Below are 20856 nucleotides of genomic sequence, written 5' to 3'. Positions count from 1 at the left end.
AGTATTTTTGAACAAACTTAAAAACGCACATGCAGTTTAGACATCCAGAACTCCTTTACGCACTGTTCTTACTGCTCATCCCTATTCTCGTTCATTTATTCCAACTACGTAAGTTTAAAACAGAAGCGTTTACAAACGTTGCCTTTCTACAGAAGCTCAACATTCAAACTCGTAAGAGTAATTCCATAAAAAAATGGCTTGTGTTATTGTCTCGTATGGCGGCAATTGCGGCAATTGTGCTGGCATTTGCTCAACCATTTATCACACAGTCAGATAGTGCAACGCGAGAAAAGGAAACTATCATTTACTTGGATAACTCATTCAGTATGCAAGCAAAAGGTCCTTCTGGGCAATTGCTACGCACAGCTACCCAAGATATTATTACTAATATTCCCGAGGATCAAACCTTCACTTTAATTACAAATACAGATACGTATAGAAACACCTCTATTAAAAATATGCGTAACGAGCTGCTACAACTTCCATATGCAGCGTCACAGTTATCTGAAACTGCCGTAACACTCAGAGCACAGAAAGAATTTTCTAGAGACCAATCAAAGGATAAGAGGCTCATTATGATTTCTGATTTTCAGGATAATGGCAAGACATATCAGCTACAAACAGATGGTATAGAAAAACATTACGTGCAGCTCCAGCCTGTCATAAAAAACAATGTAAGTATAGATTCCGTTTTTATATCACAAAGAAAATCAGGAAGCATAGCCCTTACTGTAGCGCTTTCAGCAGGTGAAAAGAAAGATATAAATACTGCCGTTTCTCTATACAACGGAGATCAATTACTGGCTAAGGGAACGGCGTCTTTTGATAGCGAACTAACGACTACCGTAGTTTTTGATATAGACACAAAAGAAGAAATCGCAGGGCGTATCATAATTGAAGATCCCCTACTCGCTTTTGATAACACCATGTTTTTTAACATTAATAAAAGTCAGCCCATAAAAGTACTTGCAATAAATGGTGCAAACTCAGATTATTTATCACGTATTTTTACGGCTCCAGAGTTTGAGTACAAAAGCACAAACATTAAGAACCTTGATTATAGCAGCATACCAGAGTTTAATTACATTGTTGTAAATCAAGTTTCAGAAATAGGCATATCTCTTAGTGGTGCTTTGAACGCTTTCGCGAAAGCGGGAGGAATCACCACCATTATTTTAGATCCAAATGCAGATGCCGCTAGTTACAACAATGCGTTAAGAGATTTAGGAAACTTTGAAATCTCAAAAAGTGAAACCACTAAACGATTAGTAACCACCATCAACTATGACCATCCTGTTTATAAAGATGTGTTTGATACAAGGATAAAGAACTTTCAATACCCGTCAGTTTCAAAATCCTTTGCTTTACAAGGTGGAGATGCGTTACTTCGTTTTGAAGATGGAAGTCCTTTCTTATCATATGCTTCAAATTTCTTTGTAATCTCTGGAGGTATAGACGTAGCAAATTCCAATCTCCAAAGTTCGCCGCTCATAGTCCCTACATTTTACAATATGTCGCGACAGAGCTTGCAGTTGCCACGATTATATATGCCTATTGGGAAGAACACAACATACGACATACCTGTCGCGCTTCAAGAAGATGATATTTTGAGTCTGGAAGACATGTCAGACCCCTCAAATACACTTATTCCTCTGCAACAATCTAAAGGAAATAAAGTACAAATTACAACGAGTGACTCTCCATCTAAAGCAAGTATCTATAATATTAAGCTAGCAAATAATACAGTACAGCAAGTCAGTTATAATTACAGTCGTAGCGAAAGCACATTACGATATGCAGCATTAAACACCGATGGTTCAAATCATTACAACACCTCTGTAGAGGATCTTTTTGACGAATTCAAAACAGCAGATAGTGTCCAATCGCTTTGGAAATGGTTTGTTATTTTTGCCTTGTTATTCCTAGTACTAGAAATCTTGATTTTAAAATTCTATAAATGAAAGCACTCATAAAGAACGCCATAATTGTAGACAGTGATAGCCCACATCACGGTAGTACAAAAGATGTAAGAATTAAGGATGGCCTCATTATAGAAATAGGAGAACATCTAGAAAATACAAAAGGAGAGACGCTTATAGAGCGCGATAATCTCCATATATCACAAGGTTGGTTTGATAGTAGCGTGAGTATGGGGCAACCAGGATTTGAGGAGCGAGAAACTATAGATCACGGCTTACAAGTTGCGGCATTAAGTGGCTTTACAGCAGTAGCACTCAACCCAAACACCTACCCTATTATTGACACTAGCTCTGATGTTACTTTTGTAAAGAAAATGGCAGAAGGACATGCTACATCTCTTTTTCCTATAGGCGCGCTTACGCGAAATAGTGAAAGCGTAGATCTAGCAGAATTATACGATATGCAGCAATCCGGAGCTGTGGCTTTTGGTGATTATCAACAACCTATCGCAAATCCAAATTTGCTTAAAATTGCACTGCAATACACGCAAGGATTCAACGGACTTGTTTTATCATTTCCTCAAGAGCAGAAAATTGCTGGAAAAGGAATGGTAAATGAAGGAGAAATAAGCACCCGAGTAGGCCTTAAAGGAATTCCCGCTATAGCCGAAAGTCTTCAAGTAGCAAGAGACTTACATATATTAGAATATGCTGGAGGAAGCCTGCACATTCCTACTATATCCACAAAGGCAAGTGTGGAACTTATAAAACAAGCTAAAACGAAAGGATTAGACGTTACTTGCAGTGTTGCAATACATAACTTGTACCTACTAGATACTGTTATAGATGATTTTGACACTCGTTATAAAGTATTACCACCACTAAGAAATCAAGAGCATGTAGATGCATTGATAGAAGGTGTAAAAGATGGCACTATCGATATGGTGACTAGTGATCATAATCCCCTAGATGTTGAGCGCAAGCATGTAGAGTTTGATAATGCTATGTATGGAGCTATATCTCAAGAAGCTACATTTAAAGCGCTACTTACCATAGTGAGCGAGAAACGAGCAGTTACCTTACTTACTGCCGGGAGACGTAGATTTATAGGTACAAGTAATCCAATACAAGAAAATAGCCCAGCAGATATTACCTTATTTACAACAAAAGGCACGGCTACATTTACTCAAGAACACATCAAATCAACTTCAAATAATGCCATATTCCTCAATCAAAAGATGAAGGGAGAAGTTTATGGAATTATTGCAAATAACCAACTAGTACTTAACTAATGGATGAAAACACCGTTTTTGAAGGAAAAACAGCTGCAGTCTTAAGCTACATAACCTTCGTAGGATTAATTATAGCCTATTTTATGAATAGCGAGTCAAAAAATGAGTTTGCCGCTTTTCACCTTAGACAGTCATTAGGTTTAACCTTGAGCTACTTCTTAGTAATGATGCCGCTCAGTTACCTAGACATACCAATGGCATCTATAGGATTTCTAGTGCTGTTTTTTGCACTGTGGCTTTTTGGAATTATTTCGGCTTTTCAAGGTAAACGCCAACTTGTACCTTTAGTAGGTGCGTTTTACCAAAACGTTTTTGGCGGAAACAACTAGTACTGCTTCGAGCCAACAACAATTATACATCAGGACATTACTTGCCTTGTAATGTCTACTATTTCAATTATATGTTATTAGAATATATCACACGTAAACCATCAAAACCTTCTACGGGTAAAGCTCCTTTAATTCTTCTCCTTCATGGTTATGGAAGTAATGAAGAAGACCTTTTTAGCTTTGCAGAAGAAATTCCTGAAGAGTATTTCATAGTATCTGCAAAGGCTCCTATCGCTATGCAACCTTATGGAAATGCATGGTATCATATCACTATAGATGGTGATGGTGTAAAATCTTCAGATAATGAAGGTGCTCGTGAGTCTAGAGATATCATCGCACGATTTATAGATGAGATTGTAGCAGAATACAATGTAGATAAGCACAATGTAACCTTACTAGGTTTTAGTCAAGGAACGATATTAAGCTATGCAGTAGCACTCACCTACCCAGAAAAAGTTAAGAATGTTATAGGCTTGAGTGGTTACATCAATGAAGAGATTATAGATTTAAAGAGTAATCCATCATATGCACATCTTAATATTTATAACTCACATGGTACAGTAGACCAAGTAATACCAATAGATGCTGCTCGCAAAACACCAGGCTATCTCAAAAATATAGGGATTGAATCCACACTAAGTGAATTTCCTGTAGGTCACGGAGTTCACCCTACTAACTTCTATGAGTTTAAGGAATGGTTACAAAGTAAATAGAGACACAAAAGAACAGGCGTAAAGCCTGTTTTTTTTATGTCTAATCGTGATGTAAAATCACATGAATATAATCACTTAATTAGGATATACTAAACTCTCCACGGTTTTATAATCTACCGTGCCATCCTCATTTACAAAATACTCAACCAGCATTTCTCCCCATTTCTTACCATCAGAAAAGTCGGCGATGATCCAGCGGTGGTTTAAAATCTGTACTTTATTAATTTGGAAAGGTCTTCCATCACCTACAAATGTGATAAGCTCATTACCTTGAGCTGTATTTTTTGCATATAATCCATCTTCTATAGCTGGTTTAATTATAGCTAAGTCTAGATCATCATTGTCAAAATATTCCTTTGCATTGTCATTGCCTAACAGTGTGAAGTACTCGACATTTGCAAGGCGTTCTTGATACATTCCTGCAATAGAATCTTTGTCTGCTAGTTTTCTTTCTAATTTTTCAATTTGCTTCCCTTGGTATTCTAGACCCTTGCTACTGTTGATATATTGAAAAATAATATACAATGCTGCAAAAAGGAATAAGTATAAAAAAATATTACGTCTCATAAATTATGTAGTTAAGGTAAGTCCGTCGTAAGCTAGAAAGACATTTTCGGGTAATTTTTGTTCGGCTTCTGCGTGAAAACCAAGATGATGGCTTATGTGCGTAAGATAAGTGCGTTTAGGTTTGATTTTTGCCACGAGATCAAGCGCTTCCTCTACATTAAGATGTGTATAATGCGCTTCTTCCCTCAAGCAATTTAACACGAGAATATCTAATCCTTGTAATTTTTCAATCTCCTCATCTGCAATAGTCTTAACATCTGTGAGATACGCAATATCTTGAAAACGATATCCAAAGACTTGCAATGATCCATGATATGCTTCAATAGGCTGCACTTCGATATTACCTAATGTAATAGGTACACCATTTACAACTTCTTTTGAAGCTACACTAGGCGCTCCGGGGTATCTATTTTCTGTCGTAAAAATGTAATCAAAACGTTCGGCAAGAGTTTTCAATACTCGTTTATGAGCATAAATAGGCATATCACCCTGTCTAAAAACAAAAGGTCTTATGTCATCCAGACCAGCCACGTGATCTGCATGCTCGTGCGTTAATAATATACCATGTAAAGGTGCAGGATCACCTGCAGTAGTGCGCTTTCGCGAAAGCGTATTCAACATTTGTTGTCTAAAATCTGGACCACAATCTATTACATAATTATAATCTTCCCATTCTATTAGAACAGAAACACGTAATCTTTTATCCCTAGCATCTGTGCTTAAACACACGGGATGTGTGCTTCCTATTACGGGAATTCCTTGTGATGTGCCAGTACCGAGAAAGGTGATTTTCACTAATGTTTGAGAAAATAATGCGCTTATCACGCCGTTAATTGTATAACAAAAATACAGTTATTTTTTTGGCTACTACAACCTTTTAGTATCTTTGAGTAACCATTAATTAATGGATAAAAACACACTATGGCTGTTAAAATTTTAGGAGACAAAGACTTTGAAAAAGTACCTCCTCTCAAGAATAAGGTACTTCGCGTAAATCTAAACGCAAACATATATGGAACTTTTGCCGAAATAGGTGCTGGACAAGAAACGGTTCGTCATTTTTTTAGAGCAGGTGGTGCAAGTGGTACCATAGCAAAGGCAATGAGTGCATATGATAAAGACTTCTCTGACGCTATTTATGGTGTGGAAGATGATGGTCGTTATGTAACAGAAAAGCGTCTTAAGAAAATGCTTTCGCATGAAATGAAACTCATTGAAGATCGTATCTCACGCTACAAGCAGCCAGATAAAATCTTCTTTACATACGCAAACACGGTAGCTACCATAGATTTTGCAAAAAAATATAAAGGTCACGGCTGGGTAGGAATTAGATTCCAAATCACTCCAGAAGGGGAATTTAACGAGATTATACTACATGTTCGTTTTCATGAAAATGATGCTCGTTTACAACAGCTTACCCTAGGAACATTAGGTGTAAACCTAATTTATGGTGCTTTTTATAAGCATGATAACCCTAAAAACTTACTTCGCTATCTATACGACCATATTGATCAAGATCAGATAGAGATTGATACTATAAACTTCTCTGGACCTCAATTTGAGCACGTAGATAACCGCTTAATGAGTTTACAGCTTGTTAAAAACGGAATGACAGAGGCCGTAATGTTTGACGCAAAAGGAAATAACATCCTTCCAGCAGCATTACTATATAAGAAAAACGTACTTGCACTGCGCGGTAGTTTCCGTCCAGTAACTAAGGTAAACATGGATATGTTTGAAAAAGCATATAAAATGTTTGTAGAGGCAAATCGTGTGAACGAGAAAAAGACAGAAGCTATTTTTGAAATCACACTGTCTAACCTTCGCGCCGAAGGTGATATTGATGAGGAAGATTTCATGGCAAGAGCTCGATTATTAGGTTCTCTTGGACAGACAGTAATGATCTCAAACTTTAAAGAATATTACCGTGTTGTTGAGTACTTCTCAAACTATACTAAGGAACGTATGGGGCTGGTAATGGGTGTGAATAATCTTATTGACATCTTTGACACTAGCTATTACCGTCACTTAAGTGGAGGTATTCTTGAAGCTTTTGGTAAATTATTCTTTAAAGATCTTAAGGTGTTCTTATACCCTATGAAAGATCCAAAAACTGGAGAATACACTAATAGCGATAATTTAAAAGTACATCCACGTATGAAAGAGCTTTATAAGTTCTTTAAACTCAATGGAAAAGTACTTGATATTGAAAATTACGACCCAGAAATTACAGATATCTTCTCTAGAGAAGTTTTAAGAATGATTTCTGACGGTGAAAAAGGTTGGGAAGGTATGCTTCCAGAAGGAGTTGCAGAGCTTATTAAGTCTCGTAATCTTTTTGGGTACCAATCTCAAGCACTTCTAGAAGCCAAAAAATAATGAATGTGATTAACTACATAGCTGGTATCTCTTTGCTATTTCTTGTATCCGCTTGCGGAGGTAAGATTACTACAAGCGACATAAAAGGAGAAACCTGGCAACTTGTTGAGATGACTGCCGGTATGGTACCACCATCAAATCAAGAAGCTGAGCTTTCTATGAGCCAGACATATGTTTTTACTCCAGAGATGACATTTAAAAAGCAGCAAACTAAAGATGCGTCTACTATAGAAGCATCAGGAACATACACTACAAAGGAAACTAGTGAGGGTATTTTTTATTCATTAAAATACACAGAAGGTTTACAAATAGTAGGAAGTTGTACTGGAAATGATAATGAAGAGTTGCTAGTACGTAAAGATGGTAAACTACAGAATAGCTGGATGATGTGTGATGGACCTTTACTGGTTTATGAAAAGCAATAATTACATAAATACTTATAAAACAAAGGGCGATACATTAAATGTATCGCCCTTTGTACTTTTACTAAGTTCACAAAACTATGCGTCAAGCAATTGTGCAGCGTGGTCTTTAGTTTTTACTTTTTGTATCACATCGCTCACCACACCTTCTTCATCTACTTTAAAAGTCATACGGTGAATACCGTCATATTCCTTACCCATGAACTTCTTAAGTCCCCAAACACCAAAAGCGTTGATGACTGTTTTGTCCTCATCTGCTAGTAGCTGGAAAGGAAACTCATATTTGGCGGCAAAATTCTTCTGGCGTTTTTGAGAATCTGCGCTCACTCCTAATAAGTGATATCCTTGCGCCTGTAATTCCTTATAATTATCTCTTAAATTACAAGCCTCTGCGGTACAACCTGGTGTACTTGCTTTTGGGTAAAAGAAAACGATAAGTTTCTTGCCTTTAAAACTAGCAAGTGTTACTTCGTTTCCATCTTGATCTGTTGTTGTAAAATCAGGGACTTTATCGCCCACTTTTAATGTGTTCATCTGTGTTTCGTTTTGGCAATGCTGGAAATCTCATCCATCATTGGCACTAGTTAATTATCTTTACATAGCAATTCTATACTTTCGCGAAAGCGTAAACTATCACATACAGTGAAAGCATAGAATTATAAAGTTACGAGTTCTCGCTATTACAATAAAGGAATACGTTTAAGCTTTGTGGATTACACCATAAAGAATAATTATGCACATCATATGACTAAACAAGAAAAGGTAGACTTCACGATAAAAACATTACAAGAATTATATCCTCAGATACCTATTCCATTAGATCATAAAGATCCGTATACTCTTCTTATTGCCGTATTGATGAGTGCTCAGAGCACAGATGTTAGGGTTAATCAAATCACTCCCCTCCTATTTGAAGTGGCAGATAATCCTTATGACATGATTAAACTTACGGTTGAAGATATTAGAGATATCATAAAACCAGTAGGACTCTCACCTATGAAGGCAAAAGGAATTCATGGCTTATCACATATGCTTATAGATAAGTATAATGGTGTGGTGCCTGCGAGCATTGAGAAACTTACAGAGTTTCCTGCGGTGGGTCATAAGACGGCAAGTGTTGTGGTGTCTCAAGCATTTGGCATTCCTGCATTTCCTGTAGATACTCACATACATAGATTGATGTATCGCTGGGGCTTTACAAATGGTAAAAATGTGGTACAAACAGAAAAAGATGCAAAGCGTTTATTTCCAGAGCATGTATGGAATGATCTTCACTTACAAATTATATGGTATGGTCGCCAGTACTCACCAGCAAGAGGCTGGGATCTAGAAAAAGACATTATTACAAAAACCATAGGTCGTAAGACAGTGATAGCCGACTATGAGAAAATGATGGCAAAAAGGAAGAAAAAATAAAACCTCGATGACTGGTCGAGGTTTTATCAAAGTTTAGTTGATGAATGCTTCAAACTTCATCGATTTATAATGCATAACACTTAAAGCCTTAGAAAAATTCAAGAGAAAATCTACAGTCTCTTGTTTCGGTTCAAATTGGTTCGTCTTATTATGACCTGACGAGGGTGTAGTGTAAGTTTTTGCCATGCGGTTTTTGTTTGATTCTTATTAAGAACGCAAATATGTACCGCATATTATATTAATCTGTTAGAATTATATTATTGGTATCAATTACTTTTCTCATATTGATAAGTGCATAACGCATTCTACCTAAGGCAGTATTGATGCTCACACCTGTACGCTCAGAGATTTCTTTAAAGCTCATCTCTTGATAAATACGCATTTTAAGTACTTCTTTCTGATCTTCTGGAAGCTCTTCAATAATACGCTTAACATCTCTGTTTACTTGATCTCGCACCATTTGCTTTTCGGCATTGAGGCTATTATCGCTCAAAACAGAAAATATAGAAAACTCACCTGCGTTATCAAACTTAGGCATCCTATTATTACGACGGAAGTGGTCTATCACCAGGTTGTGCGCAATACGCATCGTCCATGGTAAAAATTTACCTTCCTCATTATACTTGCCCTTCTTGAGCGTCTTGATAACTTTAATAAAAGTGTCTTGAAAAATATCTTCAGAGATATCGCGATCGTACACCTTCGAGTATATAAAACTATATATACGTTGCTTATGTCTCGCAATGAGCATAGCTAGTGATTGTTCGTCTCCTTTGATGTAATTGCTAACGAGCGTAGCATCGTCTATTAATACACTTTTCATAAGTACTACTTTGTAGGTTAAAATTGCAAGGGGAATTCCCTTAGCCCAAAATTTTATAAAGTAGTATTATGCTATACGCAGAGTATGTGTTAGTGAATATTTCGGTAAATATATAATAAATCTGTTAACATTTGCAAAAAAACATTCATTTTGCACAATAAATTAAAAATAACGTTCAAAATGCGACTAGCACTTGGTTTCAATAGCAATGCACTTTCGGTATCTTTGTAATAGAACTAAAGAATTGCGATGCTTATAGACGTTAAGGATGTAAATCCTAAGAAGAATATTATCATTAAGGGTGCCAAACTGCACAATCTTAAAAATATAAATGCAGTAATCCCTCGTAACAAGCTCGTTGTTATTACGGGACTTTCTGGATCTGGTAAATCTTCTCTGGCTTTTGACACCCTTTATGCAGAGGGACAGCGCAGGTATGTGGAGAGCCTCTCCTCCTACGCTCGCCAGTTCTTGGGCAGACTTGATAAACCTAAGGTAGATTACATAAAAGGAATTGCTCCTGCCATTGCCATTGAGCAAAAGGTAAATAGCACAAACCCACGATCTACAGTAGGTACATCTACAGAGATTTACGATTATTTAAAGCTACTTTTTGCCCGTATAGGTAAGACATATTCTCCTGTTTCTGGAAATGAAGTTAAAAAGGATACAGTATCAGATGTGGTTGCTCATGTTTCCGCTTTCGCGAAAAGAGAAAAACTCCTCCTACTCGCTCCTATTCATTTAGAAAAAGGAAGAAAAATAGAATCTAAACTGCAAGCATTATTGCAACAAGGATATGCTCGTATACAAGTAAAAGGCGAAGTAAAACGCCTTGATGAAGTTGCCGAAATAGGAAGCAAACTGAAAGCAAAAGATGTACTACTCGTTGTAGATAGGATTATTAATAATCCAGAAGATGAAGATTTTATAAACCGACTCTCAGATGCTGTACAAACGGCATTTTTTGAAGGAAAGGGCGAACTTTTTATAGAAAAGTTAGCAGATAATTCTCGCCGACAGTTTTCAAATAAGTTTGAGCTTGATGGAATCACTTTTTTAGAACCTAATGTTCACTTATTCTCCTTTAATAATCCATACGGTGCATGCCCTACTTGCGAAGGTTATGGTGACGTAATAGGAATAGATGAAGATCTTGTAGTACCCAATACTGGACTATCAATCTACGAGAACGCCGTATTCCCATGGCGTGGTGATAGCATGAGCCACTATCGCGATCAGCTAGTAAATCGTGCTTATAAATTTGATTTTCCTATCCATAAGCCTTGGTTTGAGTTAACTCCAGAACAACAACAGCTTGTTTGGGACGGTAATAAAGAATTTGACGGGCTCAATAAGTTCTTTAAATTCTTAGAGTCTAAGGCGTATAAAATTCAGAACAGAGTAATGTTATCGCGTTACCGCGGTAAAACAAAGTGTAATACCTGTAAAGGAAAACGCCTACGTCCTGAGGCAACCTATGTGAAAATAGGTGGTAAAAATATTGTAGACCTAGTAGAGCTACCACTAGACGAAGTAGCAGCTTTCTTTAATAGCTTAACGCTTAATGATTATGATACTACGGTAGCAAAAAGATTACTTACAGAGATCACAAGTAGATTGAGCTTTCTAGACAAAGTAGGACTCAACTACCTTACGCTCAACAGAAAATCAAACACACTCTCTGGAGGTGAGTCGCAACGTATCAATCTAGCAACATCTCTTGGAAGCAGTCTTGTAGGCTCTATGTATATTCTTGATGAGCCAAGTATAGGTTTACACCCTAAAGACACAGAAAAGCTCATTGAGGTGCTACAATCGCTACGTGATCTCGGTAATACCGTTATCGTTGTAGAACATGACGAGGATATCATGAAAAAAGCAGATTTTATCATTGATATTGGTCCAGAAGCAGGAACCTTTGGAGGAGATGTGGTTGCTGTAGGTGATTATGATGAGATTTTAAAAAGCGATTCTTTAACAGCAGGATACCTTAACGGAACCTTAGAAATTGAAGTTCCTAAGAAGCGTAGAACTTCAAAGTTTTATGCCGAAGTTATTGGCGCTCGAGAAAACAACTTACAGAACGTAAACGTACGTTTTCCACTTGGTGTATTTACCGCTGTAACCGGTGTTTCTGGAAGCGGAAAATCTACCTTAGTTAGAAAAATATTATACCCTGCCATGCTTAAAGCAATAGGCGGCTATGGTGAAAAGGCAGGCCAATTTACGGAGCTTAAAGGAAACTATGACAATATAAAAACCATAGAATTTGTAGATCAAAACCCAATTGGGAGGTCTTCTAGATCTAATCCTGTAACTTATATTAAAGCTTACGATGACATTCGTAAATTATTTGAAAGTCAGAAGCTTAGCAAAATAAGAAACTATAAAGCAAAACACTTTTCTTTTAACGTAGATGGCGGGAGATGTGAAACTTGTAAAGGTGAAGGTGAAGTAACCATTGAGATGCAATTCATGGCAGATGTGCACTTAGAATGTGAAACTTGTAAGGGTAAGCGTTTTAAGAAAGAAGTACTCGAGGTACAATTCAATGATAAGAATATTGATGATATTCTCACGATGACTATTGATGATGCCGTGGCATTTTTTACGTCACATAATGAGGCAAAAATCACTCGCAAGCTTAAACCTTTACAAGATGTAGGTTTAGGATACGTAACACTAGGTCAAAGCTCCTCTACCCTATCTGGTGGTGAAGCGCAGCGTATTAAACTCGCAAGTTTCTTAGTAAAAGGAACTACAAAGGATAAAACACTGTTCATTTTTGATGAACCTACTACTGGCTTACACTTTCATGATATTAAAAAGCTCTTAGCTTCCTTTGAGGCACTTATTGCAAAAGGTCACTCTATTATTGTGGTAGAACACAACATGGATCTTGTAAAATGCGCAGACCATGTTATTGATATGGGGCCAAAAGGTGGAAAAAATGGAGGTATTCTAGTCGCTTCTGGAACTCCGGAAGAGGTCGCAAAAAACAAGAAGTCCTTTACTGGAAAATACTTGAAAGAAAAACTCTAGTCATTCTCAAACATATTATTCTATCGAAAGTCCTATTTTAGTACAATGGGACTTTCTTCGTTTTTAAAAAACCTTGTACAATCTACGAGTACTCCGGTATTTGATCCTTCGGTGTTTGACCATGAGCTAGCCTCAAAAACAAGCTGGTCTCCAAAGGCTGGCGGTGGTGCAAATTTTAAAACCAAAACACTAGAAGTGGTTTCAGATAGTGAGTTGCGTTACAAGGCCTCATCCTTCGGTAAAATTTTTAGCGGGATATTTATTCTATTTCCACTCATATTCGTTGGAGTAGGTATCACAACCACTATTAATGACGGTTTTAGCATAGAATCAATACTTTTCGCACTGTTTCCTTTAGTATTTATAGGTGTAGGCATCTTCCTTTTAAAAAAATTACACACTATAACTACGTTTAATAAGTCTACAGGATATTTTCATAAAGGCAAAAAGCAACAAATCAAAAGCCTTACTATCACAGAAGATGCAAATACCTTTAAACTAGACACTATAAAGGCACTCCAAATCTTGCCTGAAAAAGTTCGTGGGGATAAAAGATCGTACACTAGCTACGAGATTAATCTCGTTTTTGAAGATGGCACGCGTTATAATGTGGTAGACCATGGCCATCGTAAGAGCATAGAGCAAGATGCCGTTGCTCTTGGTGATTTTCTAGGGGTTCCTGTTTGGAATAAAATGACTACTACTACTTATTTTTCAAAAAATATCGATACTAGAGATAACTACGATAGCCTTGAACCAGATATTACCAATCAAAATGAAGTAAAGGGCAACTATGATTCTACTTCAACAACGTACTCAAGTGAAGAGGAACTAATTGACGAACTTGATCAAGACTACGACTCATCAAAACCAAGAAAAATGTAAATAAGTACGCTTTCGCGAAAGCGTACTAACTTCTACCTTCAATACAACAATTTATGAAACTACTTCACAGTTACCTTTTATGTTTTCTCGCAACCACACTAGCAGCACAAACCAATACGGAGATTCACCTTTTTGATATTGTTAGTGATGGTAAAACAACATCGCTTGTTAATGGAAAGAATATAAGTAATAGCGAAGGATATGATAATCAGCCGCAATTTCTAGCAAAAGATATTCTTATATATGCCGGTTCTCAGGAAGGGCAAACAGAAATTATGCAATACACTCGAGGTACAACTCGAGTATTTAACAAAACCACAAGCGGTGGCGAGTATTCTCCTCAATTTATTGTTGGTAAACGTGGTATTTCGGCAGTACGGTTGGACACTACCGGCTTACAGCGACTGTACGCTTATCTTCCAAGAAAAGAGGAAACTCCTATGCTCATAAAAGATGCAGTGGTTGCTTATTACACATGGGCAGATGCACAAACGATTGTCTCTGCCGATATTGTTGAAGATGATTTACACCTCGTTATTCATAATATTAAAACTGGTCGCAGCAATGATCTTGGCATCGCTGTAGGCAGGTCTTTCCATAAAATACCTAATACAAATCTTGTAAGCTTCATAGATAAATCTGAAGATGCGTGGGTGGTAAAATCCATTGATCCATCTTCACTTAAGATTGAAGAAATCACAGCGCTCATTCCCGGAGTAGAAGATATAGCGTGGTTGCCAGATGGGAGTCTTCTTGCTGCAAAAGAAAACACCATATTTATAAAAAGGAAAGATGCGCAATGGACATCTTTCTATAGTTTTGATGATGAAGATTTAAAAAATATCTCACGCTTTGCAATTGCTGTAAATGGCTCTCAAATTGCAATCGTTTCTGAGGTTTCCCCAGGTAAAACGGTAGATAAACATTTAAAACCTTTTAATGATAGGAACTTAAATGCCTTTGCAAATTCTTTTACTGAAGATGTTGTAGTACGCAATTTCTTTAAGGATACACTTTATACAGGGAGAGATGCATTACGTGACCATTATGAAGCTTATTTCAAGAAAACGACAACATCAAAAGTTGCTGTACTTAACAGAATCATTAAGGGTAATATAGTTATTGATGAAGAGGAAGTAACAGTGAATGGTGTTACTAATAAGCAAGCGACTATTTACGAAGTACGCAATGGCAAGATAGCTTCTATGTCATTTATAAGAGATAATAGAGATGCAACAAATCCAGAGCCTACAGTAGACAAGCAGCTAAAGAGTTATAACGACGGCGATATAGAAGGGTTTATGGATTTGTATACAGATAGCATCGCGTTATACCGCTATCCTACCGTTCCAGAACTTACGGAAAGATCAGTTATTACTAAGACCTATGGAGATATGTTTACACAGCTTCCAGACCTCAAGGCCATTATTAATAACAGAATCGTAATAGGAAACATAACCATAGATCATGAAAAGCTATTTGCAAATGGTAATACATGGTACGGTGTGGCAATCAATGAAGTTTTAAATGGAAAAATCAACAGAGTTACATTTCTTTAGATCACAACAATTAATAGCATTACTATGAAATTATTTTTGGCAATATGCATCACTACGCTCTCATTATCGAGTTGTAAGAACAACCCAAATACACAGAAAAAAAAATCAGACCTTGTTGAGGACACCTCAGAAATACCCAACTCAAAAACAGATCACCAATTACGCCAAGTAACAAAGGCGACCATCACACCAGAATTAGACGGACTAGCGACAGACCCGGCTTGGAAAGACGTACAATGGGAATCACTTGATCAAAAATGGTTAGGAGAAGACTATACAGCAGAGGACTTCTCAGGTAAATACAAACTCACTTGGACGCCTGAGGCTTTATACATCATAGCTGAGATTACAGACGATATTATTTATGATAAAGAAGATGATCCGCTTACATTGTGGTGGGATGATGATTGTCTTGAGATCTTTATAGATGCAGATAATTCTGGTGGTGGGCACCAGTTTACACACAATGCTTTTGCTTACCATGTAGCGCTAGATGGAAATGTGGTAGACGTTGCTCCTGGTCAAGTCCCTACGCTGTATAATAATCATGTGGAGTCTAAGATTATAAAGACAGGAGAAAACACCATGATTTGGGAATGTAAGATGACCGTTTATAATGACACCTACAAAGATGGTGGTGTCAATGAACCTAAAATTCTGGATGTACATCAGCGACTAGGTTTTGCGCTTGCTTATTGTGATAACGATACCAGTGCAGAACGAGAGAACTTTATAGGTTCTGTAGCTGTGCCTGGTGAAGATAAAAATAGAGGCTGGATAGACGCTGGAATCTTTGGCACCATAGAGCTAGTAGAGTAATAAAATAAGACAGTGAAAATCCCAAACATAGGTTTGGGATTTTTTTTTGCTTTCGCGAAAGCGTACTTCTAGCACATACATTGTTTTAGTATCTTTAAAACATAACAATTTATTAAACACTTTATAATGTTAAACACGCATACTTCTACCCTATTTAGAGCTACTAAAAGACTACCCATAACCTTAGGTTTTATGGTGGTTACACTACTTTTTTCTGTAGTAACAGCAAATGCACAAACCGATAAGAGAATCTACGAAATCATAGACGCTGTCTCTGAAGATCGCTTGAGAGCAGATGTAAAGAAATTAGCCGATTTTGGGACACGGCATACATTAAGTGATACCGTATCAAACACAAGAGGAATAGGAGCTGCGAGAAGATGGATAAAAAGCGAATTTGAAAAGACTTCGCAAAACTGTAATAACTGTCTAGATGTATTTTATCAAAGTAACCTTATAAAAAAAGGCGATAATGATCGTATCACAAAAGATGTGATGGTTGTTAATGTGGTGGCTGTGCAAAAAGGAACTAAATATCCTAATCGCTATGTAATTATGAGTGGGGATATAGACAGCCGTATATCTGATCCTAATAATTATACAGATGACGCGCCAGGAGCAAATGACAATGCAAGCGGAATGGCTGGAACGATGGAAGCTGCAAGGGTACTTTCTAAATATTCTTTTGAGAACAGCATTATCTACGTAGGTCTTTCTGGTGAAGAACAAGGACTTTATGGTGGAAAAGGACTTGCTGCCCATGCTAAAGAAAAAGGATGGGAAATCATCGGGATTATGAATAATGACATGATAGGTAACATTGAAGGTGTAGATGGTGTTATTGATAACCGTACGTTTAGAATTTTCTCTGAGCCTGTACCTCCAACAGAGACAGAGCAGCAACGCAGAGCTCGCCGTTTTTATGGTGGTGAGGTAGATGGAATCTCTCGCCAACTAGCAAGATTTATTTACAAAACTACACAAGACTACATGCCAGAAATGAACCCAATGATGGTTTATCGTTTAGATCGTTTTGGTCGTGGTGGTCACCACAGACCTTTTAACGACGCTGGTTTTGCAGGTATCCGTATCATGGAAGCTCATGAAAACTACACACAACAACATCAAGATATCCGTACAGAAAATGGCATTAATTACGGAGATACGTTTGAGCATGTAAACTTCCCATATAACGCAAAGCTTACCGCAGTAAATGCGATTAACCTTGCAAGTATTGCTTGGGCTCCTCCTACTCCTAAAAATGTAGGTATTGGTGGTATTGTAGAGGCAAATGCAAGATTACAATGGGATGAAGTTGAAGGTGCAGTTGCTTATAAAATATACTGGAGAGATACCACTTCTCCTACTTGGGATAATGCACGATTGATTACAGATGGAACTTCGGCTACACTAAAGGGAATCGTAATTGACAACTTTTTCTTTGGCGTTGCTGCAGTAGGTAAAGATGGTCATGAAAGTCCTGTTGCTTTCCCTAGCCAGATTATTAGATAACAATACATATTGATTTTAAATCATCACAACATATACCTTATGAAAAAAGTATTAATACTAAGTGCCCTTATTGCTGGTACCGCTTTCGCGAAAGCGCAAACCTCTTTTGACAAAGACATTGCCGCTGTAGAAAAAAAGGTCATAGAATGGCGCAGAGATTTTCATCAAAATCCAGAATTAGGAAATCGCGAATTCAAAACTGCAGAGAAAATAGCAAAACACCTTGAATCTTTAGGAATTGAAGTACAAACAGGAGTTGCTAAAACTGGAGTTGTAGGCTTACTTAAAGGAGATATGCCAGGTAAAGTGGTTGCTTTAAGAGCAGATATAGACGCCCTTCCCGTTACAGAACGAAATGACCTTCCTTTCAAATCTGAGGTAGTTACTTCTTTTTTAGGAACAGAAACAGGTGTAATGCATGCTTGCGGTCACGATACGCACACTGCTATTCTTATGGGTGTGGCAGAAGTGCTATCTAAAAATAAAGACAAAATTAAAGGTTCTGTAAAATTCATCTTTCAACCATCAGAAGAAGGACCTCCTCCAGGTGAAGAAGGCGGCGCAAAACTTATGGTAAAAGAAGGTGTGCTAGACAATCCTAAGGTGGATGCTATTTTTGGATTACATATCAATAGTGCTACTCCTGTAAATACTATAAAATATAAACCAGGAGGCACCATGGCAGCTACAGAGCGTTTTGTAGTAAATGTAAAAGGAAAGCAATCTCATGGTAGTCAGCCTTGGTCAGGAGTCGACCCTATTCTAATATCTGCACAGATTATCAATGGTTTCCAGAGTATTATCTCTCGTGAGAGTGAATTAACCGAGGAAGCTGCTGTAATTACCGTAGGTAAAATTACATCTGGAACACGCTTTAACATCATCCCAGAAAGTGCCGAAATGATAGGTACAGTACGTACACTTGATCCAGACATGCGTGAGAAAATCATACGACGTATGAATGAAATGGCTGCTGGCATAGCAAAAGCGTATGGCGGTGAGGCTACGATAGACTGGCAGAATATGACTGTCGTGACCTACAATGATCTTGATCTTACTGCACAAATACTACCTACCTTACAACAAGTAGGTGGTACAGAAAACGTGTCTTTACAGAAAGCGGTTACTGGCGGAGAAGACTTTTCTTTCTTTCAAGAGAAAGTACCTGGCTTCTATTTCTTTTTAGGCGGTATGACCGCTGGAAGTACTGAAGCTTTTCCTCATCACACACCAGATTTTGTAATTGATGAAGCTGGATTCCAACTAGGCGTTAAGGCATTAAGCCAGATGAGTATTGACTACTTAAACGGTAAATAAAAATTGAGCCCTATGAAGTTATTTTTTAAAACATTAATGCCATTTGCCATTGCTGCATTGGCCGCAACCACCTTACATTCTCAAGAGAATGACCAACCAATTTTCAAGGACGGAGAAGCGCAAGTAGTTCCTGCATTTGATACGCCTAAAACTTGGATTCGCGAGGATTTATGGGTTGAAACAGAATTTGACACAGATGGTGATGGCGAGCTAGATCGCATGCACGTAGATGTGACAAGACCCCTACAAACCGAAAGCGGACTAAAACTGCCCGTTATTTATGAGACAAGCCCTTACTATGCTGGTGTTGCAGCAAATGATCCAAACTTGTTTTATGATGTAAAGCATGAAATAGGAGCTCAAGAAAAACCAATAGCAAACGGAGTGGTTGTACGAAGAGGAAAGCGTCCTGTAATTTCAAATTCGCTCATTAAGACTTGGATTCCTAGGGGTTATATCGTAGTGCATTCCTCCTCTCCAGGAACTGGACTATCAGAAGGATCTCCTACAGTGGGTGGTGATAATGAGTCACTAGCGCCTAAAGCTGTGATAGACTGGCTTAATGGTAGAGCAAAAGGTTATAAAGAAATAGATAGTAATGAAGAGGTAAAAGCATTCTGGTCTACGGGCAAAGTAGGAATGACGGGTACTTCTTATAATGGCACCTTACCATTAGCTGCTGCAACAACAGGAGTTGATGGTCTTGAAGCTATCATTCCTATAGCTCCTAACACTTCATATTATCATTATTACAGATCTAATGGCTTAGTGCGTTCTCCTGGAGGGTATCTGGGTGAAGATATCGATGTACTGTACAACTTTATACATAGCGGAGACGAATCTAAAAGAGCGTATGCAGATAGTCTCGTGAGAGATATCGAGCTTAAAAATGGAATGGATCGTGCAACAGGGGATTACAATGATTTCTGGGCAGGTAGAGATTACCTTAATGATATGAAGCCTATGAAAGCAGCATTATTAATGTCGCATGGTTTTAATGACTGGAATGTAATGCCAGAACATAGCTACCGCATCTACAAGAGAGCTCAAGAAATGGGAATCCCTAGTCAGATTTTTTATCATCAGAATGGTCACGGAGGGCCACCACCTATGAATATGATGAACCGATGGTTTACAAAATATTTACACGGCATAGATAATGGCGTTGAAAATGATCCCAAAGCGCAAATTGTAAGAGAAAACGATGCTAGAGATCAACCTACACCTTATGAAAACTATCCAAATCCTGAGGCAAAGGATATTACATTATACTTAGGAAAAAGTACTAATGGAGCTGGAACGTTATCTATCCAAAAAGCAAAAAAACTACCTAAGGAAACACTTGTAGACGATGCTTCTGTGAGCGCTAAAGATATGATGAAGGCTTCTGCATCTCAAAACAGATTATTGTACCTCACCCCTACTCTTAAGGATAAATTACATATTTCTGGAACACCTAAAGTGACTATTAGTGTATCTAGCAGTAAGGAAGCAGCAAACCTGAGCGTCTATCTAGTTTCATTACCTTATGAAGAAGGAAAAGAAATTAAAATAACAGATAATCTCATCACTCGTGGATGGGCAGATCCTCAAAATCATGCCTCCATACGTAAGAGTGAGCCTCTTAAAAAAAGTGAGTTTTATGAAGTGACATTTGACCTAATGCCAGATGATCAAATTATAAGAAAAGGACAGCAAATAGGCTTAATGATTTTTTCTAGTGATAGCGAGTTTACAGTACTTCCTAATCCTGGAACAGAGCTAACAGTAGATCTATCAAAAACCAAACTTACACTACCAGTTGTAGGCGGAGAAACGGCCTTCAGCAAAACGATTAATTAATAATATCATTACCATAA

18 protein-coding genes are annotated in these 20856 nt (G+C 37.6%); 14 read left to right on the top strand and 4 right to left on the bottom strand.

All coding sequences use genetic code 11. The features are described from left to right. Positions 1-29 precede the first annotated feature (29 nt). From ACJJVU_RS09475 to ACJJVU_RS09460, 4 genes are all read left to right on the top strand, one after another. The gene (locus ACJJVU_RS09475; RefSeq protein ID WP_405224612.1) at positions 30-1961 is read left to right on the top strand and encodes a BatA domain-containing protein; all 1932 of its coding nucleotides are present in this window, start codon (positions 30-32) and stop codon (positions 1959-1961) included. Then, positions 1958-3211 carry a dihydroorotase gene (locus ACJJVU_RS09470; protein WP_405224609.1) on the top strand — a complete coding sequence of 418 codons (1254 nt, stop codon included), beginning with the start codon at positions 1958-1960 and terminating at the stop codon, positions 3209-3211. Before ACJJVU_RS09475 ends, ACJJVU_RS09470 begins: the two co-directional genes overlap by 4 nt. Beyond that, positions 3211-3540: a DUF4870 domain-containing protein gene (locus tag ACJJVU_RS09465; protein ID WP_013752163.1), complete on the top strand. Its 330-nt coding sequence runs from the start codon at positions 3211-3213 to the stop codon at positions 3538-3540. The genes ACJJVU_RS09470 and ACJJVU_RS09465 overlap by 1 nt, the downstream gene beginning before the upstream one ends. Before the next feature lie 71 nt (positions 3541-3611). Continuing rightward, positions 3612-4253: an alpha/beta hydrolase gene (locus ACJJVU_RS09460; protein ID WP_405224606.1), complete on the top strand. Its 642-nt coding sequence runs from the start codon at positions 3612-3614 to the stop codon at positions 4251-4253. Between the two features lie 75 nt (positions 4254-4328). Here the strand turns inward: ACJJVU_RS09460 and ACJJVU_RS09455 are convergent, their stop codons facing one another. Next, a complete protein-coding gene (locus tag ACJJVU_RS09455) occupies positions 4329-4820 on the bottom strand; it encodes a hypothetical protein (RefSeq protein WP_035336867.1) in 492 nt (163 codons plus the stop codon). A 3-nt stretch (positions 4821-4823) separates the two neighbouring features. Continuing rightward, positions 4824-5615: an MBL fold metallo-hydrolase gene (locus ACJJVU_RS09450; protein WP_405224603.1), complete on the bottom strand. Its 792-nt coding sequence runs from the start codon at positions 5613-5615 to the stop codon at positions 4824-4826. Between the two features lie 126 nt (positions 5616-5741). Here ACJJVU_RS09450 and ACJJVU_RS09445 point away from each other — a divergent pair, with 126 nt between their 5' ends. Both ACJJVU_RS09445 and ACJJVU_RS09440 read left to right on the top strand, forming a co-directional pair. Then, positions 5742-7199, top strand: a complete 1458-nt coding sequence (locus ACJJVU_RS09445) for a TonB-dependent receptor (protein ID WP_144784037.1) — start codon at positions 5742-5744, stop codon at positions 7197-7199. A 5-nt stretch (positions 7200-7204) separates the two neighbouring features. Further along, positions 7205-7624, top strand: a complete 420-nt coding sequence (locus tag ACJJVU_RS09440; RefSeq protein WP_405224599.1) for a hypothetical protein — start codon at positions 7205-7207, stop codon at positions 7622-7624. Between the two features lie 75 nt (positions 7625-7699). On the opposite strand, the gene bcp is transcribed toward ACJJVU_RS09440, so the two are convergent. Beyond that, on the bottom strand, positions 7700-8155 hold the full coding sequence (gene bcp, locus ACJJVU_RS09435; protein ID WP_405224596.1) for a thioredoxin-dependent thiol peroxidase: 456 nt from the start codon (positions 8153-8155) through the stop codon (positions 7700-7702). A 210-nt stretch (positions 8156-8365) separates the two neighbouring features. On the opposite strand from bcp, the gene nth reads away from it, so the two are divergent. Continuing rightward, complete coding sequence (nth, locus tag ACJJVU_RS09430) at positions 8366-9037, top strand: endonuclease III (protein ID WP_339845315.1); 672 nt, start codon at positions 8366-8368, stop codon at positions 9035-9037. Positions 9038-9275: 238 nt separating this feature from the next. On the opposite strand, the gene ACJJVU_RS09425 is transcribed toward nth, so the two are convergent. Next, positions 9276-9860: an RNA polymerase sigma factor gene (locus tag ACJJVU_RS09425; RefSeq protein WP_298325200.1), complete on the bottom strand. Its 585-nt coding sequence runs from the start codon at positions 9858-9860 to the stop codon at positions 9276-9278. 249 nt (positions 9861-10109) lie between these two features. Between ACJJVU_RS09425 and uvrA the strand changes: the two genes are divergently transcribed. The 7 genes from uvrA to ACJJVU_RS09390 all read left to right on the top strand — a co-directional run bounded on the left by uvrA (position 10110) and on the right by ACJJVU_RS09390 (position 20839). Continuing rightward, positions 10110-12905, top strand: coding sequence for an excinuclease ABC subunit UvrA (gene uvrA, locus ACJJVU_RS09420; RefSeq protein ID WP_405224592.1), 2796 nt, complete (start codon positions 10110-10112; stop codon positions 12903-12905). A 45-nt stretch (positions 12906-12950) separates the two neighbouring features. Then, a complete protein-coding gene (locus ACJJVU_RS09415) occupies positions 12951-13790 on the top strand; it encodes a hypothetical protein (protein ID WP_405224590.1) in 840 nt (279 codons plus the stop codon). A gap of 53 nt (positions 13791-13843) precedes the next feature. Continuing rightward, entirely contained in the window at positions 13844-15349 is a 1506-nt protein-coding gene (locus ACJJVU_RS09410; protein WP_405224587.1) for a nuclear transport factor 2 family protein, read from the top strand. A gap of 24 nt (positions 15350-15373) precedes the next feature. Continuing rightward, the gene (locus ACJJVU_RS09405; protein WP_405224584.1) at positions 15374-16168 is read left to right on the top strand and encodes a sugar-binding protein; all 795 of its coding nucleotides are present in this window, start codon (positions 15374-15376) and stop codon (positions 16166-16168) included. 192 nt (positions 16169-16360) lie between these two features. Continuing rightward, positions 16361-17680 carry a M28 family peptidase gene (locus ACJJVU_RS09400; RefSeq protein ID WP_405227493.1) on the top strand — a complete coding sequence of 440 codons (1320 nt, stop codon included), beginning with the start codon at positions 16361-16363 and terminating at the stop codon, positions 17678-17680. Between the two features lie 39 nt (positions 17681-17719). Beyond that, positions 17720-18997: an amidohydrolase gene (locus ACJJVU_RS09395; protein ID WP_405224581.1), complete on the top strand. Its 1278-nt coding sequence runs from the start codon at positions 17720-17722 to the stop codon at positions 18995-18997. 12 nt (positions 18998-19009) lie between these two features. Then, positions 19010-20839, top strand: coding sequence for a Xaa-Pro dipeptidyl-peptidase (locus ACJJVU_RS09390; RefSeq protein ID WP_405224578.1), 1830 nt, complete (start codon positions 19010-19012; stop codon positions 20837-20839). Positions 20840-20856: the final 17 nt, after the last annotated feature.

The sequence above is a fragment of the Dokdonia sp. Asnod1-B02 genome, from assembly GCF_045063955.1.
GTDB lineage: Bacteria > Bacteroidota > Bacteroidia > Flavobacteriales > Flavobacteriaceae > Dokdonia.
The sequence above is the reverse complement of the archived record's forward strand: the minus strand, read 5'-3'. Positions and strand labels throughout refer to the sequence as shown.